The organism is Parvularcula oceani, from assembly GCF_000733125.1.
In the GTDB taxonomy this organism is placed as follows: Bacteria; Pseudomonadota; Alphaproteobacteria; order Caulobacterales; family Parvularculaceae; genus Parvularcula; species Parvularcula oceani.
In genome coordinates this window covers 181,491-196,247 of the sequence record NZ_JPHU01000003.1, presented here as the reverse complement: position 1 = coordinate 196,247, position 14,757 = coordinate 181,491, and the positions used below count along the sequence as shown (strand labels likewise).

Sequence of the window (14,757 nt, the reverse complement as noted above, 5' to 3'; positions counted from 1 at the left end):
CATGATCCGCGCACTTCCAGACCTGCTGTCGTCCTCGCTGTTCTCGAGCGTCACGACGCGGCTTCGCGCCGACCTCGACCGGTCCGCGATGGAAGCCGTGACGGGCACCCGCTCGGACGTCACGCAAGCTTCGGGCGGAAAGCTCGGGCAGGTCCATAGGGTTCGAAACATCCTCGACCAGTCGAATGCGACGCAGACCCGCCTCGCCCTCGTGACCGGGCGCTACACCCATGCCTCCGCCGCGCTGAAGGGGGCGCGGGAAGCCGTCGGCACTCTGGGGGTCGAGGCGATCACCAATGCCGTCTCGCAGAGCGCCTCAGCGATCAAGGCGAGTTCCGATGCCGCCCGCTCGGCCATGGGCGCGGTGGTGACGGCGCTCAACGCCCGCTTCGACGGACGTTCGCTCTTCGCAGGAGCGGCGGCAGGGCAGCCCGCGCTGGCCCCGGCCGAGGCGATGCTGTCCGAGATCGGCACCGCGCTGTCCGTTGCGCCGGATGCGGCGTCCAAGCGGGCGGCGCTCGATGCGTATTTCGCCCCCGGCGGAGGGTTCGAAGCGAGCGCCTATGGCGGGGCCGATAGTGACGCGGCCAAGGTCGTCCTGCCGGACGGGACGACGCTTCCGCCTGCCATGCGGGCGGACAGCCAGGCGGCGAAGGACCTTTTGAAAGGCCTCGCCTTCGTCGTTCACGGCATCGACCTGCCGCCGATGGAGGTCGTGGACTGGGTGCGGCAGGGGGCGGACCTGATCCGTTCGGGCACCGAAGCCCTGACGCTCGAAGAGGCCCGCCTCGGCACCGCCCTCAAGCGTCTCGGCGAAGCGACCGAGCGGGAGGCCGATGGCCGTCTGGTGGCCGCCGAGACGCTGGACCGGATCGTCGGGCGGGACGCCTATGAGGCGGCCTCTGAGACGCAGCGGCTGGAGACGCGGCTGGAGGCGGCGTATACGCTGACCTCCCGCCTGGGACGGCTCTCCCTGACGAATTTCCTGCGATGAGGGGGCTCCTCCTCGCAGGGCTTTCGGCCCTCTCGCTCCTCTCTCCCGCGGCGGCGCAGACGCAGGTTCGGCTCAAGGACCTCGTCGATGTCGAGGGGGTCCGGGGCAATGAGCTCCTCGGCTATGGCCTCGTCGTGGGCCTGAACGGCACGGGCGATACGCTGCGCAATTCGCCCTATACGGAGGAGGCGCTTCAGAGCCTTCTCGAGCGCCTCGGCGTCAATGTCGCCGAGGAGCGCTTCCGCCCCGACAATGTCGCCGCCGTGGTCGTCACGGCGGAGCTTCCGGCCTTCGCCCGGGCAGGCTCCCGCCTCGACATCCAGGTGAGCTCGATCGGCGATGCGAGCTCGCTTCAGGGGGGCATGCTGGTCATGACCCCGCTTCTGGCGGCGGACAGCCAGGTCTATGCCGTGGCGCAGGGGCCGCTCGTCGTCTCCGGCTTCTCCGCCGGGGGGCAGGCGGCCGGGGCGGTCCAGGGCACCCCGACCCTCGGCACCGTGCCCGGCGGCGCACGGGTCGAGCGCGAGGTGCCCTTCGCCTTCGGAGAGATGGAGACGATCCGCCTCGCCCTCAGGAACCCCGACTTCACCACCGCCTCGCGGATCGAGCGGGCGCTGAACGACCGCTTCCAAGATGCCCCCGCCCGCATGCTCGATGCGGGAACGGTGGAGCTCGACGCGCGGCTGGCGGGCCTCAACCCCGCCCAGCTCATCGCCTCGGTCGAGCGCACGCTGCTGACCCCCGATCAGGCGGCGCGCGTGGTCATCGATGCCCGCTCGGGCACCATCGTGCTCGGCGCGGATGTGCGGATCGAGCCCGTGGCGGTGGCGCAGGGCGCGCTGACGATAGAGGTCGAGGAAACCCCGCTGGCCGTGCCCGGCGCACCCTTCTCGAACGCAGAGACGGCGATCCTACCGCGAACCTCGGTGCAGGTGGACAAGGGCGCGCCCGGCGTCTCCGGCCTGAGAGGCGGGGCGACCCTCCGCGATCTGATCGAAGGGCTCAACACGCTGGAGGTCGCGCCGCAGGACATGATCGAGATCCTGGAGGCGCTGAAGGCCGCAGGCGCGCTGCACGCCGAGATCGTGCTGCAATAGGCGTCAGCCGCCGCGGCTCACCGGCAGGCCCGCCTCTCGCCAGGCGCGCATGCCGCTCTCCATGTGGGTGACGTCCTCGAAGCCCAGCTCGTCGAGGACGCGCAGCGCCTTGGAGGAGCGGCCACCGCTCTCGCAGTGGAGGAGGACGGGGCGGTCGCGGTCGAGCCTCGCCACCTCTTCGCGGAAGTCCTCCGCGTTCCAGTCGACATTGACGCTGCCGGGGATCGCGCCCCTAGCATGTTCCTGCGGCGTGCGGACGTCGAGGACGAGCATGTCGCGGGTTTCGATCAGCTCTGCGGCTTCCTGAGGGGTGGCATCGGTTGCGTTGCCCGGCTCTGCGGAGCAGGCGGCGAGGAGGGCGAGGGCGGCGAGGTGAATGCGCATCCTCGCGACCTAGCGCCGAACGCCGCGCAGGCCAAAGCGCCCGCTCGGGGCAGGGTGCGAAGAGACGGGGTGCCCGGGCGGGCCTTTCGGCCCAGGAGCTGGAGATAGGAATACCGTTTCGGACCGTCCGGCCCGCCCGGCGGCGCGGTTCTGCGAGGGGCCGGGCAGGGGCCGCCGCCTTGAGGGGCGGCTGTCCCGCGCGGGCGCTTCAAACCCTCGGAGGGGGGCGGGCAAGAGCGAGGTCCTCTCGACCCCTCGCAACCGGATGCCATCCGTCCCGCGCCCCTGGCGCCGTCCCGCAGGCGGAAAGGTGGTTGGCCTCACCGCCCCGCATGCCTGCGGGAACGGGGAAAGCTTAGGCGGGCTTTTCGTCCCCGGGGACAAGTTTCGCGTCGTGCTCGGCCAGAAGCTTCGCCCAGGCCGCATCGGACTTGGCATGCGCGCTCTCGACGATGTGGTCCTGCAGGGCGCGTTGTTCGGGCGTGAGGGGGCGGCGCGAAGAGTAGCGGTTCACGATCTCCTCCGTCCGCCGCTCGCGCTCGGCCTTGGCCGCCTTGGCCCGATGACAGCCCCGCTCCCGCGCGGCCTCACCCGCGAGTCGCCGCTCCTCGGCCAGCACCAGCGCCTCGCGCTTGGCCTTGATGCGCAGGAGGGCGCGTTGCGGGCTGGCGGGCGGTTTGATGCGGCGGGTCATGGGGGGAGGGTAGGGCGGAGAGAGGGGTGTGGGGATAGTCGGGTGGATCGTGATCAACCTTACAGGTGTGGACGTTTTATAGGCTCAGAGATAGAGTTGAACTTACCCGATTCAGGGCAGGGGTGCGTGAGATACGGTGAATGCAATGCGGAGGTGGAAGATCATCTACACGAATGCTACGATCGTATTCTGCTTCGTATTTGCGCTGGCAAAAGTAGATCCGTATGCACAAATGCTGTCAATCGAGGAAGTTCCATTATTGCCGACAATGCTCACGGTTCTGATGGTATGGTATGTCATAGTTCGCCCTAGACCTGAAGATTTTGACGACGATCCCGATCCTTGATTGGCGTTCGGTAGGGTGGATCGTGATCCACCCTACAGGTGCATGTCTTCGGGCGGCTGGCGCCATGGCCGCGCCGCCTCCGCCTTCCATCTGTGCCAAGACGAGTAGGGCCAGTCGTCCATTTCGGTGACATGGCCGTGCTTGACCGGGTTCCAGTGGATGTAGTCGATCTGCGCCGACAGCGCGGCGTCGTCCTTGGGATGGTGTTCCCAGAACCGCCTCTGCCAGACGCCCCGTTCACCTTGCCGCCGTCCTTGCGGTGCGCCCGGCAGGGAACGCGTGAAGCGGTGTTTGATGAGGCGCCAGCGGGTGGAGTAGTCCGCATCCCCCTCGGGCAGGCGCCAGATGGCGTGCAGGTGGTCGGGCAGGACGCACAGGGCGAGAGTCTCGAACGGCCGGTCCCCCCGCACCTGTGCGTAGGCGGCGCGGAACAGGCTGATATGATCCGTCAGCGTCGTTTTGCGCCGGTCGGCGAGGTTCACCGTGCAGGTGACGGTCCCGCCGGGAACGAGGAGACGGCGATAGTCGGGCATGGAGCGACGTTAGCGGCGTTCGTACCGCAGGAAACCGCGCAGCGCAGGCGTAGGGTGGATCGTGATCCACCATGCATTGATTGCCGTTGGCGCGGTTGTCCGGGCGGGGCGCGTGTCGCGGTTGCCGGATGGTGGATCATGATCCACCCTACTAATGTTCGAATCTCCCGAGGAGCGATCATGCTAATCACTGTTATTATCGTTGTCGCTAGTTGCTCCATGCAGACTGAAACACCCTCAGATTCACGTTCTCAGGAGCCGCCATTGCAATGCAACGAAACATTCGGTCATTGGTGTGTCCTTAGGGGGCGGCAGGCCGTTGAGCGACTTGGCGAGAACCAGGCTAAGATTACTGTGCCGCACCTTGATTACTCTTATGCTGAGATAAGCTGGGTAGGCGAGTGTAGGTCCACCCCAATGCCTGAGCGCTCGCTTCAGGCTGCGCTTACTACTGGTGGATGCTTAATCGCGCAAATCTTCCCAGGCCAAAGCGGTGCCGCTGGGGTTGGGCCCTACGTTAAAACGAAGGTTGTAGTACCGGACGCAGAAGGATCATTCGACTTCCCCTTTCAGTAAAACTTGATTCATTCCTCGACCTTAAGAAGGGCGCGTTTTGTTCTCCTTTAGCGGCCAGTTTGTCCTGGCTTGTCTGATCACACACGACGCCCGATGTGCCGGGCGCTCGTTTCGGCTGTGGGCTCAGTGACTTAACCCCAAGTCCGGAATCGTCGTCTTTGGGTGGCCGGGGGGCTACAGCGGCGCGAACATCCCTATGCTGACAAGGGATTGGTGGTGGCCGCCGGATGGTGGATCATGATCCACCCTACGAGCGGAGCGAGCTACTGCTGCTCAGCACGGAGCTTCTTGAACGTCTCGATGTCGGCAAAGCAGGCTTCCACGCCCCCCGGCGTGGAGGGCAGCGCCTTGCATCTCCAAACTTCTCGCTCCGCCTCCGCGAGGTCGGTCAGCCAGCTCGAACAGTAGTAACGCTTCTTCGCCCCCGACTGACCCAACGGGATGGTACGCAGTTTATACTCGATGGCGTAGGTGAGGAACCGACCGGTGCGCGAAACGTCCACGTCGTATTCATCCTCGGGCGAGAGCCTATCGGTACGCCGCCGCCCCAACTCGTAGGCGACGTAGTAGGGAAGGGCGTCTTCGTCGTCTGGCCGCGCGCTCCTGGGCACTTCCGGGGTTAGGTAGCCGATCGCATCGGCTCGGCGCTCCAACTCCTCCCTCGACATCGCCCGCACCTGCGCCAGCAGCCGCTCATGCTGCAAGCGATGCCGGTCGTCCTCGCGGTAGGTCTCGCGACAGTACGCCGCCCGATCGCCTAGGAATGCCGCGCGGTACAAATCGCTCTCGCAGCCTGCGGCGAGGGTGACCGCGACTGCGCTGATCAGATGTCTCTTCACCGCCCGCACCGTTCGCTCCCTGCTTATTGCGTCGCCCATGCTACGGGCCGAGTAGACGTTCGAGCACCGCATGGAACGAAGCAAGACCGGCGTAGGGTGGATCATGATCCACCATGCATTGGTTATCATCGGCGCGGTTGTCCGGGCGGGGCGCATGTGGTGGCCGCCGGATGGTGGATCATGATCCACCCTACGAGGGGGGAGCCTTCCTCGTAGGGTGGCTGGGCCCCTACCGCGTCTGTCCGTACCCGCCCTGTGCGCTGCTGCGCTCGGGGTGCACCTGGCCGCTCGCATTGGTGTGGCGCTTGAGTTCCAGCTTGGCGAGGGTCCTGTTGTGGACCTCGTCCGGGCCGTCGGCGAGGCGCAATGTCCGCTGATGGGCGTACATGTTGGCGAGGAAGGTGTCCGACGAGACGCCCATGCCGCCATGGGCCTGGATCGCGTCGTCGATGATCTTGAGCGCCATGTTGGGGGCGGCGACCTTGATCGCGGCGATCTCGGCGCGGGCCGCCTTGTTGCCGACCGTGTCCATCATCCAGGCGGCCTTGAGGCAGAGGAGGCGCGTCATCTCGATATTGACGCGCGCCTCGCCGATGCGCTGCTCCCAGATCGAGTGCTGGATGATCGGCTTGCCGAAGGCCTCGCGGCTGGCGAGGCGCTTGACCATGGCTTCGAGCGCGCGTTCCGCGGCGCCGATCGTCCGCATGCAGTGGTGGATGCGGCCCGGGCCCAGGCGCCCCTGCGCGATCTCGAAGCCGCGGCCCTCGCCGAGAAGGATGTTCTCGGCCGGGACGCGGACGTTTTCGAGCTTGATCTCCATGTGCCCGTGGGGCGCGTCGTCATAGCCGAAGACGGGGAGGTGCCGCTCCACCGTAATGCCGGGCGTGTCGGCGGGAACGAGGATCTGGCTCTGCTGGCGATAGGTCTCGGCGTCCGGGTCGGTCTTGCCCATGACGATGTAGATCTTGCAGCGCGGATCGCCGGCGCCGGAGCTCCACCACTTGCGGCCGTTGATGACGTAGTGGTCGCCGTCGCGCTCGATCCGGGTCTCGATGTTCGTCGCGTCGGAGGAGGCGACGTCGGGCTCGGTCATCAGGAAGGCGGAGCGGATCTTCCCGTCCAGGAGCGGCTTCAGCCACTTCTCCTGCTGGGCGTCCGTGCCGTATTGGCTGAGGACTTCCATATTGCCGGTGTCGGGGGCGGCGCAGTTGAAGACCTCCGGCCCGATATGGCTGCGGCCCATGATCTCGGCGAGGGGCGCGTAGTCGGCATTGTTGAGGCCGACGCCCCATTTCGGATCGGGGTGGAAGAGGTTCCAGAGCCCTGCGTCCTTGGCCTTGTCCTTGAGCTCCTCGATGACGGGCGGGACCTCCCAGCGGCCCATCTTGGCGTGCTGCTCGTGATAGGTGCGCTCGCCCTCCCAGACATGCTCGTCCATGAAGGCCTCGACGCGGCCGATATAGTCCTTGCAGCGATCGGAATGCTCGAAGTCCATTGTGCGTTCCTTCCCAGGGATATGTTTTCGAAGAGAGGGTAGGGCGCGCGGGGCCGGCTTGCCAAGCGCCCTATGCGGCTCAGTAGCCCGCTTCGGCGAGGAGGGTGAGGAGGGCGGCGCGGGTGGCGCGGGCGGTGTCCTCGTCGGTCCAGCTCTCCGCCGCCGAATGCGCGCCCTCCGAGATGCCGCCGCGCGCCATGGTGACGGCGGGGACGCCGAGCGAGAGGGGGAGGTTGGCATCGGTGGAGCTCGCCGCCGGGGTGGGCTGTATGCCTTCGCTGCGAAGCGCGGCGAGGGCGTGCTGGACCAGCGGGGCGGAGAGGTCGCCCTTGGCGGCGGGGCGCTTGCCGATGGGCTCGACCGTCAGGGTCAGGGGCTCGCCCTGCGTCGCCTCGCGGTTCTCGACCTCGAGCGCGCGCTCCATCGCCTCCTGGAAGGCGGCGTCGACAAGGGCGAGGCGCTCGGGATCGCCCGAGCGCATGTCGACCTCCATCGTGCTCTCGAAGGGAATGGAGTTCACGCTGGTCCCGCCCGAGATCCGACCGACGGAGTAGGAGGATTTCGGCCCCTCCTGCGTCACCGGCAGGGCCATCTCGTCGAGATAGGCGATGGCGCGGCCGAGCGCGTGGTGCGGGTTCGGCGCGCCGAAATCCGACCAGGAATGCCCGCCCGGGCCCTTATAGGTCACGCGATAGCGGTTCGAGCCGACCGCCGCCGTCACGAGGCGCGAGAGGTCCGAGCCGTCAATGGCGAGGACCGCGTCGGGGTGATCCGCGCCCTCGCGGAAGAGGTGCTTCACCCCGCGTAGGTCGCCGAGGCCCTCCTCGCCGACATTGCCGACGAGCAGGATGTCGGCCTCGGTCTCGATATCCGCCGCCTCGATCGCGCGGGCGAGTTCGAGGAGGAGGACCACGCCGCGGGCATTGTCGCCGATTCCGGGGGCGGTGAAGGTGTTTCCCTCGCGGGTGACGGTGACGTCCGTGCCTTCTGGAAAGACCGTGTCGATATGGGCGAGGACGGCGACGCTGCGCTCGCCGCTGCGGCCCTCCCGCCTCGCGATGACATTGCCGACCTCGTCGACCGAGACGTCGCCGAAGCCCGTCTCCTCGAACATGCGGGCGACGAGTTCGCCGCGCGCCTCTTCCTTGAAGGGCGGGGCGGGGGTTTCCACGATCTCGATCAGGTCGGCGATGCTACGTTCCCGCATCGCGTCGATGGCCGCGAAGGCCTCCTGCACGGCGTCCTCGCCGGTCAGGCGCGCGATCTCTTCGGCATAGTGGTCTTCTGCGGGGACCTCCTGCGCTGCGGCGGAGGAGAGGAGGGCGGCGGCGATAAGGGGGAGCATGCGCATCGGGGCATGATGGGGCCATGCGGTCCGGCCCCGCAAGGCGGTTCCCGCAGCGCCGCCGGGCGCGGCCGTCCTGCCTGCCTCCGCGCCTTTCCTCCCCGGCCCCGCCCTCCTAGCCTGCTGCCATGGATATCCTTCTCCCCCCTGCGGGCACCGGCCCTCTCTGGCCGGTCATGCGGGGTTTCGTTTTCCCGGCGGGAGGCGCGCAGGGGCAGGGCCGCGCCTGGGGGCGGTTCCGCATCTCCTTGCCGCCGGAGGCGCGCCATGGCTGAGGGAATGCCCTCCGACGCGGCCTGGATGGCCCATGCGCTGTGCCTCGCGCGCCATGCGGCCGCGCGCGGGGAGGTGCCGGTCGGCGCTCTGGTGCTCGACCCGGCGGGGCAGCTTCTCGCGGAGGGCGCCAATGGCCCGGTCGCGGGCGCCGACCCCACGGCGCATGCCGAGATCGCGGCGATGCGCCTCGCCGCGCGGCGCCTCGGCAATTACCGGCTGACTGGCTGCACGCTCTTCGTCACGCTCGAGCCCTGCGCCATGTGCGCCGGCGCGATCAGCCATGCCCGCATCGGCCGCCTCGTCTATGGCGCGGCCGATCCCAAGGGGGGCGCGGTCGAGCATGGCCCCCGGCTGTTCGAGCAGACAACGCTTCATTCCCGGCCGGAGGTGACGGGCGGCGTGATGGCCGAAGAGGCGGGGAGCCTGCTGCGCGCCTTCTTCCGCGCGAGGCGTTGAACGCGCCGGGGCCGCCGCGGTCGGGAGCGGGCGAAGCGCAGGTCCTGTCGACCCTCACGCACCGGGCGCCAGCCCGTCCCGGCACCCTTCGCCGTCGCAAGTCGCGTTGCGATGGTCTCGCGCGGGACCGTCCTGTCCGGCAATGCAGGCAGGCTGCTCAGGCACACCGTATACGCATCACATGCGGAGGCTTCTCAGGGCTTCCTGAAGATATCCTCCACCGGCATATCGAACAGCCGCGCGATATCGATGGCCAGAGAGAGGCTCGGATCATACCGCTCCTTCTCGATGGCGATGATGTTCTGGCGCGAGACGCCGAGCAGGTCCGCGAGGTGGGCCTGGCTCCATTTGCGTTCGGCCCGCAGCTCCCGCAGCGCGTTCTTCACAGGAAATACCGGGCAGTGGCCGCGTGGACGAGGGAATAGATCCCGGCGGCCAACGGAGCGACGAGGGCGAGCGGCAATTCCGGTGCCCCGAGATGGAGGCTGCATAGCCCCCAGGCCGTGGTGACCCACAGGACGACGCCGCTGGTGATCGCGATCGCCCGGACGGCCACGGCCTTCTCGAAATCCCGAAGCGCCGCGATGTTCCTGGCGCAGACGAAGAACCACGCCGACAAGGCGAGGACGGGGAGCGCCACGGCCAGAAGCCCGGCCGCGATGTTCTCCGGCCCGGTGCCGATACGATCGGAGATCAGAACCGAGCCGGCGAAGAGGACGGCCAGAGCGAATTCGAGGGAAAGTCGCCTGCGCATCTTGGCCTCGTGCCGCATTGGGGATGCCGTCCTCTCGAGATCCACGGTCCTACCTTCGTCCGAAATCGCTCCGCCGGAACGGTGCGCCGAGCACGCGGAACACTCTCGCACGACTCTCCCAGACCGTCAGCCCCAGAAGGCCCGCCGTCGCCCAGAAGGCCAGTTCCGTGGCCACGGCCGTCACGGTGACCGCTATGGCCCAGACCTTCTGGCTGGGTCCCGAGACGTAGAGGCCCGCAAGGCCCAGCCAGATCAGGGCGACGCCGCCCCAAGCTGCGAGGAGAGAGAGTTTTTTCCAGTTCATCGGTGCCTCCATGTAAAGAGCTGTTGACATATCGGCCGGTGGCCACAATGTCAATAGATGTTGACTAGCTCTGTAGACAGAAAGGATGTCGGTCGCATGAGACGCTCTATGAAATGGCTCCTCGGATTATCGTTGCTGGCCGCCTGCCAGAGCACGGCGGAACCAGAGCCGGGCACCCTCTATTTCGGTTACACGGCCGTCGATCCGGCCACGAAGACCCATGAGCCCCGTTCCTGGATGATCGTCCGAGGAGAGACGATATCCGAGCAGGGCCAAGGCAGGCCGCCGCAGGGGGAGGGGCTCGAAAGGCGCGACATGACCGGCTTGTTCGCGCTTCCCGGCCTTGTGGACGGACATGCCCATATCACCTCGGGTCCGCATGCGGTCGAGATGGCCGATGGCGCGCCGGTGGTGACGATCGAAAGCGTGGACGGGATCACGCAGTTCCATGCCAGGATGGCTCTCGCCTCCGGGATCACGACGGTCCGCAATCCCGGCGGCGATCCTGTGGCCAATGCCCGATATGACGAGAATGTCGCCAGCGGCGCATGGGCCGGTCCCGAAGCGCTGCATGCAGGCGCGGTGATCCAGCCGCCGCCCTTTGGCGGGAACGCGTTCGCCTATCCGGCCACGCCTGCGGAGTGGGACGAGGAGGCCGAGCGGCAGGCCGCGCTCGGCATGAGCTATTTCAAGCTCTATTCGAGCCTGACCGAAGACGAGCTTCGGCTCGGTATCGAGGCCGCCCACCGGCACGGCCTTGCGGCCATCGCGCATCTCGACGCGGTGAGCTGGAGCCGGGCTGCGGCGCTCGGCATTGACGGGCTGGAGCATGCGCTGCCGACGAGCCCCGACCTTCTGGAACCAGGCGCGCGGCAGGACTATCTGAACGGTCTTGGCCCGGACAGTAAGCATACCTATCGCTGGTTCGAATTCGCGGACTTCGACGGCCCGCTCTTCCAGGACATGCTCTCCGCGCTCAGCGCGAACGGCGTGACCACGAACATGACGCTCCAGGTCAACCACCTGACCTATGGGGGCGGCGGCTTCGAGACGCTGTTTTCGGCCGAGGACCTCCAGCACATCCATCCGGATGTCCTGGCGGCGTCGCAGGAATTCCTGGTTGCGGGCGCGGCAGGCTGGACCGGCGAAGACCTGGCCCGGGCTCAGGCGGTCGTGCCGAAGCTCTATGAATTCGTCCGGCGGCTGCACGATGCCGGCGTGCCCATGATGATCGGGACGGACAGCAATGGCGGAGGCCCGTTCCTCGCTTTCGAGATGGCCCTTCACGAAGATGCCGGGCTCAGCCGCTGGGACATCCTGAACATGGCGAGTTCCCAAGCCACCAAACTCCTCGATCTCGCGGACCGCACCGGGCGGATCGAAGAGGGGCTGGAAGCGGATGTCGTCTTTCTGCGCGGCGACCCCGCGCAAGACCTGCGCCATATACGGTCCGTGGCGGCGGTGCTGTCGAATGGCCGCGAATTCGATCCGGAGGCGTTGATGCGGGACGCGCGTGCTTCCCTCGAGGGCGACGCGATCGACTGAGGCTTTCGGGTGAGCGGGCGCGTCTTGCCGTCTGGGCGAGGCGCGCCTGTCCGCTCGGCGGCGCCCGGGGTCGGCGTCTGTCCCACATTCCGATTGACGGCCCTGCGGAACCCTCACAGACCTGTGATCTTTGACTTCTGGAAGGGGTTTCGTTTTGAGGTTCAGCCGCGCTTCGAGTGCTTTCATCGCCGGCTTGTCGGCTATCCTGCTGACGGCTTGCGCCACGGGGCCGCAGGCTTTCGATGCCGCCGAGATTGATCGGGTGGAGCGCGGGCAGGCGGCGGTCATCGCCGCGGCCTTCGAGGGGAATGACGAGTTCCATGCCAGCTGGCTGACCCTCGGCAATCTCGACACGAGCCAGCTCTACAAGATCTACGTTCAGGACGAGAACATCACGGCCGCGGCGCGCACCGACAGCGCGGTGGTGTCGCCGGGGCAGTATGTCGTCCTGGCTGCCGAGATCTACTCGAAGAGCCGCGAGAGCGACGTCCCGATGATGCGTTACTGGTTCGCGCCGTTCGAGGTGGAAGGCGGCGACGTGGTGCATCTGGGAACGATCAAGCTCGACGTGATCGACCACGAGGCGCTGCCCGAAAGCCTTCTCGATCAGGCCACCAATCTGGCGAAACGCCTCTCCACCTCCGACAGGAACCGCTACATCTATCCGACCATCGCCGACACCCATGACGGCAAGATCGCGGACGACCTTGCGGTTCGGTCGCCCCAGCTGGCCGGCAGGCTGGAGAAGCTGGAGCTGGACCGGCGCATCGATCCCGCGGCCTTCGCGCGGATCATCGCCGAGGCCTATGCGCCCAATGCCGACGGATCGGCGCCGAGCAGCGAAGAGGCGCGGGCCGAGATCGACGGGAAGATGACGATCATGTTCCAGACCGGGCAGGACCCCGCCGCGGACTGAGGGGCGGGTCAACGCTCTCTGCGGAGCGAGAGTTCGATGTAAGATAGGATAGGGGCGGCGATGAAAAGGCATATCATCCATACCAGGATATCGCCTCTTGTCTCGCTTTCGAGCCTCTCTCCGACGAAAACGAAAGTCAGAAAAAGAACGAAGACGACGGCATTGATGGCTTTGTAGGACACACCGTCGCTGACTCTGAACTTCATCTCAGTACCATAGTTTCAATGCTGGTCCTGTGCCTATGGAGCGCGACAGGCGGATGCTGTGCCGAGGCCGCCTCAGCCCCGAACAGGCCAGACCCGCTCCGCCGCTTCGATGACCTCGCTCAGCGCGCCGTCGAAGCTGCCTGACGACAGGATCAGGATCACGTCCTCTTCGGGGTCGGCGGCGCGGATGACGGCTTCGGCCTCGTCCCGGCCGAAGCTGCGGATATCGGGGTGGCTCGCTTCGGCGACCTCTCGGATCTCGTCGAGCGAGACCTGGTCGTGCGTGCCCGCGCCTTGGGTCGGCGGAGCGTAGAGCCAGACGCGGGCGGTGTCGTTAAAGGCGCTGCGGTATTGGGGCAGGGCGGCGCGGTTTCGCCAGGTGAAGGTGTGCGGCTCGAAGAGGACGGTGAGGCGCTTTTCGGGGAAGTGCTCGCGCAGGGCGCCGATGGCGGCCCGGGCCTTCTCGTAGGACGAGCCGAAGCCTTCGTAGAGGATGAGGCGCGATCTGTCGGTCTTGCGGTCGAGCCTGCGGGTAAGCCCTGAGAAGCTGGCGATGCCTTCGCGGAATTCCTCCACCGTCAGATGGCCGCCGCCGATCAGGAGAGCGGCGGCGCCGGTGATGTTCTCGACCGCGTGGCGGCCGATCTGGGTGGTGGTGAAATCCGTGTGCATCTCGGCGCTGGCGGTCAGGGCGAAGCGGGTGGGGTCGCCGGGCGCGACGTTGACCGCCTGCCAGTCGCGCTGCGGGGCGAAGCCATAGGCGATCCTGGGGCCGACATAGCCGCCGAAGAGGCGCGCGGCCTCGGTTTCGTCGGTGCAGGCGATCAGCGTCCCGCCGCGCGCCGACAGCCCTTCGAGGAGGTCGAGGAAGGGCGCGTGGTAGTCGTTGAGCGTCGGGTAGATGTTGACGTGGTCATGGGTCGCCGAGGTCAGGACCACCGTGTCGGGCTGGTAGTGCAGGAACTTGGCCCGCTCGTCCCAGTTCGCCGAAGGATACTCGTCGCCCTCGAAGACGAAGGGGCCGGCGCCGCCGAGGCTGGAGGATGTGTCGAGATCCTTGGGGATGGCGCCGATGAACCAGCCGGGCTCCTTGCCCGCCTGCTTCAGGCAATGGACGATGATGCTTGTCAGGCTCGACTTGCCGTAGGAGCCGGCGACGACGATGCGCTCTCTGCCCTCGGTCAGCTCCGCGAGGACTTCCGGGAAGGAGCGGACCCTGTCGCCGAAGCGGGAGAGGGCGGCGGCGACCTCTTCGTTCGTCTCGGGCACGAGCTTGGCGTTCTTGCCGATGACGACGAGGTCGGGGTCTTGCGGCAGGTTCTCTGCGCGGTAGCCGACGGAGCAGTCGAGCCCCAGGCGCGTGAGATAGTCGGAGACAGGCGGATAGAAGCCTTCGTCGGATCCCGTGACCTCGTATCCTGCCTCCTGGAGGAGGTGGGCGACGGCGGACATGCCTGCGCCGCAAAGGCCGATCATGTGTGCGGTCTTGCTCATCCGCGAAGGGTTAGCCGCATGGCGCGCGCTTGACGAGGCCGGACGGGGCGCGCAGTTCGCTCCCGTCAGACGGCCGGGCGGCCGCGGGGCGCCTTGGCGCTTCGAGGAAAGTCCGGGCTCCATGGCGGCAGGGCGCCGGGTAACACCCGGCCGGCGCGAGCCGAGGGAAAGCGCCACAGAAAGAAAACCGCCCGCGCCAGCCGCGGGTAAGGATGAAAGGGTGGGGTAAGAGCCCACCGCTGGCCCAGCAATGGGACAGGCATGGCAAGCCCCGCCCGGAGCAAGACCGAGTAGGGATGGCAGTGCGCGCTTTACGCGCGCAGGGCGCGCCGCCACGCCCCGCCATCCGGGTGTGTCGCTCGATCCTGTCAGCGATGACAGGACCAGAGGAATGGTCGCCCAGGGGTGGAATCACCCCGGACAGAACCCGGCTTACAGGCCGTCTGACGCTCCACCTCCCGGATTCTACAGCCGAAAAAGCCCAGCGTTCTCGCGGTGTTCCG

The 14,757-nt window shown here is 67.2% G+C and carries 15 protein-coding genes and 1 other RNA gene; 6 read left to right on the top strand and 10 right to left on the bottom strand.

Going from position 1 to position 14,757, the window contains the following annotated elements:
• Position 1: 1 nt before the first annotated feature.
• Together IE88_RS0105140 and IE88_RS0105135 are read left to right on the top strand one after the other, a co-directional pair.
• Positions 2-994, top strand: a complete 993-nt coding sequence (locus IE88_RS0105140) for a flagellin (RefSeq protein ID WP_031551136.1) — start codon at positions 2-4, stop codon at positions 992-994.
• A complete protein-coding gene (locus IE88_RS0105135) occupies positions 991-2,091 on the top strand; it encodes a flagellar basal body P-ring protein FlgI (RefSeq protein ID WP_031551132.1) in 1,101 nt (366 codons plus the stop codon). Before IE88_RS0105140 ends, IE88_RS0105135 begins: the two co-directional genes overlap by 4 nt.
• A gap of 3 nt (positions 2,092-2,094) precedes the next feature.
• Here IE88_RS0105135 and IE88_RS0105130 read toward each other — a convergent pair whose 3' ends face one another.
• The 6 genes from IE88_RS0105130 to IE88_RS0105105 form a co-directional block, all read right to left on the bottom strand.
• A complete protein-coding gene (locus IE88_RS0105130) occupies positions 2,095-2,475 on the bottom strand; it encodes a rhodanese-like domain-containing protein (protein WP_051881531.1) in 381 nt (126 codons plus the stop codon).
• 355 nt (positions 2,476-2,830) lie between these two features.
• Complete coding sequence (locus IE88_RS0105125) at positions 2,831-3,169, bottom strand: hypothetical protein (protein ID WP_031551128.1); 339 nt, start codon at positions 3,167-3,169, stop codon at positions 2,831-2,833.
• A gap of 378 nt (positions 3,170-3,547) precedes the next feature.
• A complete protein-coding gene (locus tag IE88_RS0105120) occupies positions 3,548-4,048 on the bottom strand; it encodes an REP-associated tyrosine transposase (protein ID WP_051881530.1) in 501 nt (166 codons plus the stop codon).
• Between the two features lie 839 nt (positions 4,049-4,887).
• The gene (locus IE88_RS0105115; RefSeq protein ID WP_156032390.1) at positions 4,888-5,502 is read right to left on the bottom strand and encodes a hypothetical protein; all 615 of its coding nucleotides are present in this window, start codon (positions 5,500-5,502) and stop codon (positions 4,888-4,890) included.
• 190 nt (positions 5,503-5,692) lie between these two features.
• A complete protein-coding gene (locus IE88_RS0105110; RefSeq protein ID WP_036766624.1) occupies positions 5,693-6,958 on the bottom strand; it encodes an acyl-CoA dehydrogenase family protein in 1,266 nt (421 codons plus the stop codon).
• A gap of 79 nt (positions 6,959-7,037) precedes the next feature.
• Positions 7,038-8,309: a M20/M25/M40 family metallo-hydrolase gene (locus tag IE88_RS0105105; RefSeq protein WP_036766623.1), complete on the bottom strand. Its 1,272-nt coding sequence runs from the start codon at positions 8,307-8,309 to the stop codon at positions 7,038-7,040.
• A 261-nt stretch (positions 8,310-8,570) separates the two neighbouring features.
• On the opposite strand from IE88_RS0105105, the gene tadA reads away from it, so the two are divergent.
• Positions 8,571-9,035, top strand: a complete 465-nt coding sequence (gene tadA, locus IE88_RS0105100; RefSeq protein ID WP_036766622.1) for a tRNA adenosine(34) deaminase TadA — start codon at positions 8,571-8,573, stop codon at positions 9,033-9,035.
• Positions 9,036-9,229: 194 nt separating this feature from the next.
• On the opposite strand, the gene IE88_RS18655 is transcribed toward tadA, so the two are convergent.
• Genes IE88_RS18655 through IE88_RS0105085 form a run of 3 tightly spaced genes read right to left on the bottom strand, consistent with a single transcriptional unit; the run spans position 9,230 to position 10,093 of the window.
• Entirely contained in the window at positions 9,230-9,421 is a 192-nt protein-coding gene (locus IE88_RS18655) for a helix-turn-helix transcriptional regulator (protein WP_031551116.1), read from the bottom strand.
• The gene (locus IE88_RS0105090; protein ID WP_156032386.1) at positions 9,418-9,789 is read right to left on the bottom strand and encodes a hypothetical protein; all 372 of its coding nucleotides are present in this window, start codon (positions 9,787-9,789) and stop codon (positions 9,418-9,420) included. Before IE88_RS0105090 ends, IE88_RS18655 begins: the two co-directional genes overlap by 4 nt.
• Positions 9,790-9,838: 49 nt before the next feature.
• Positions 9,839-10,093 (bottom strand): hypothetical protein, encoded by a 255-nt coding sequence (locus IE88_RS0105085; protein WP_031551111.1) that lies wholly within the window; start codon positions 10,091-10,093, stop codon positions 9,839-9,841.
• A gap of 96 nt (positions 10,094-10,189) precedes the next feature.
• Between IE88_RS0105085 and IE88_RS0105080 the strand changes: the two genes are divergently transcribed.
• Both IE88_RS0105080 and IE88_RS16320 read left to right on the top strand, forming a co-directional pair.
• The gene (locus tag IE88_RS0105080) at positions 10,190-11,638 is read left to right on the top strand and encodes an amidohydrolase family protein (RefSeq protein WP_162178300.1); all 1,449 of its coding nucleotides are present in this window, start codon (positions 10,190-10,192) and stop codon (positions 11,636-11,638) included.
• A 193-nt stretch (positions 11,639-11,831) separates the two neighbouring features.
• The gene (locus IE88_RS16320) at positions 11,832-12,554 is read left to right on the top strand and encodes a hypothetical protein (RefSeq protein WP_156032384.1); all 723 of its coding nucleotides are present in this window, start codon (positions 11,832-11,834) and stop codon (positions 12,552-12,554) included.
• A 278-nt stretch (positions 12,555-12,832) separates the two neighbouring features.
• On the opposite strand, the gene IE88_RS0105065 is transcribed toward IE88_RS16320, so the two are convergent.
• Positions 12,833-14,254: a UDP-N-acetylmuramate--L-alanine ligase gene (locus IE88_RS0105065; protein ID WP_081871446.1), complete on the bottom strand. Its 1,422-nt coding sequence runs from the start codon at positions 14,252-14,254 to the stop codon at positions 12,833-12,835.
• Between the two features lie 65 nt (positions 14,255-14,319).
• Here IE88_RS0105065 and rnpB point away from each other — a divergent pair.
• An RNA gene (rnpB, locus tag IE88_RS17175) (RNase P RNA component class A) lies at positions 14,320-14,705 on the top strand.
• Positions 14,706-14,757: the final 52 nt, after the last annotated feature.

What these genes read in the sequence shown, in the direction of transcription:
- IE88_RS0105140 (WP_031551136.1), top strand. Translation starts at nt 2, where the DNA reads ATGATCCGCGCACTTCCAGACCTGCTGTCGTCCTCGCTGTTCTCGAGC.
- IE88_RS0105135 (WP_031551132.1), top strand. Translation starts at nt 991, where the DNA reads ATGAGGGGGCTCCTCCTCGCAGGGCTTTCGGCCCTCTCGCTCCTCTCT.
- IE88_RS0105130 (WP_051881531.1), bottom strand. Translation starts at nt 2,475, where the DNA reads ATGCGCATTCACCTCGCCGCCCTCGCCCTCCTCGCCGCCTGCTCCGCA.
- IE88_RS0105125 (WP_031551128.1), bottom strand. Translation starts at nt 3,169, where the DNA reads ATGACCCGCCGCATCAAACCGCCCGCCAGCCCGCAACGCGCCCTCCTG.
- IE88_RS0105120 (WP_051881530.1), bottom strand. Translation starts at nt 4,048, where the DNA reads ATGCCCGACTATCGCCGTCTCCTCGTTCCCGGCGGGACCGTCACCTGC.
- IE88_RS0105115 (WP_156032390.1), bottom strand. Translation starts at nt 5,502, where the DNA reads ATGGGCGACGCAATAAGCAGGGAGCGAACGGTGCGGGCGGTGAAGAGA.
- IE88_RS0105110 (WP_036766624.1), bottom strand. Translation starts at nt 6,958, where the DNA reads ATGGACTTCGAGCATTCCGATCGCTGCAAGGACTATATCGGCCGCGTC.
- IE88_RS0105105 (WP_036766623.1), bottom strand. Translation starts at nt 8,309, where the DNA reads ATGCGCATGCTCCCCCTTATCGCCGCCGCCCTCCTCTCCTCCGCCGCA.
- tadA (WP_036766622.1), top strand. Translation starts at nt 8,571, where the DNA reads ATGGCTGAGGGAATGCCCTCCGACGCGGCCTGGATGGCCCATGCGCTG.
- IE88_RS0105090 (WP_156032386.1), bottom strand. Translation starts at nt 9,789, where the DNA reads ATGCGCAGGCGACTTTCCCTCGAATTCGCTCTGGCCGTCCTCTTCGCC.
- IE88_RS0105085 (WP_031551111.1), bottom strand. Translation starts at nt 10,093, where the DNA reads ATGAACTGGAAAAAACTCTCTCTCCTCGCAGCTTGGGGCGGCGTCGCC.
- IE88_RS0105080 (WP_162178300.1), top strand. Translation starts at nt 10,190, where the DNA reads ATGAGACGCTCTATGAAATGGCTCCTCGGATTATCGTTGCTGGCCGCC.
- IE88_RS0105065 (WP_081871446.1), bottom strand. Translation starts at nt 14,254, where the DNA reads ATGAGCAAGACCGCACACATGATCGGCCTTTGCGGCGCAGGCATGTCC.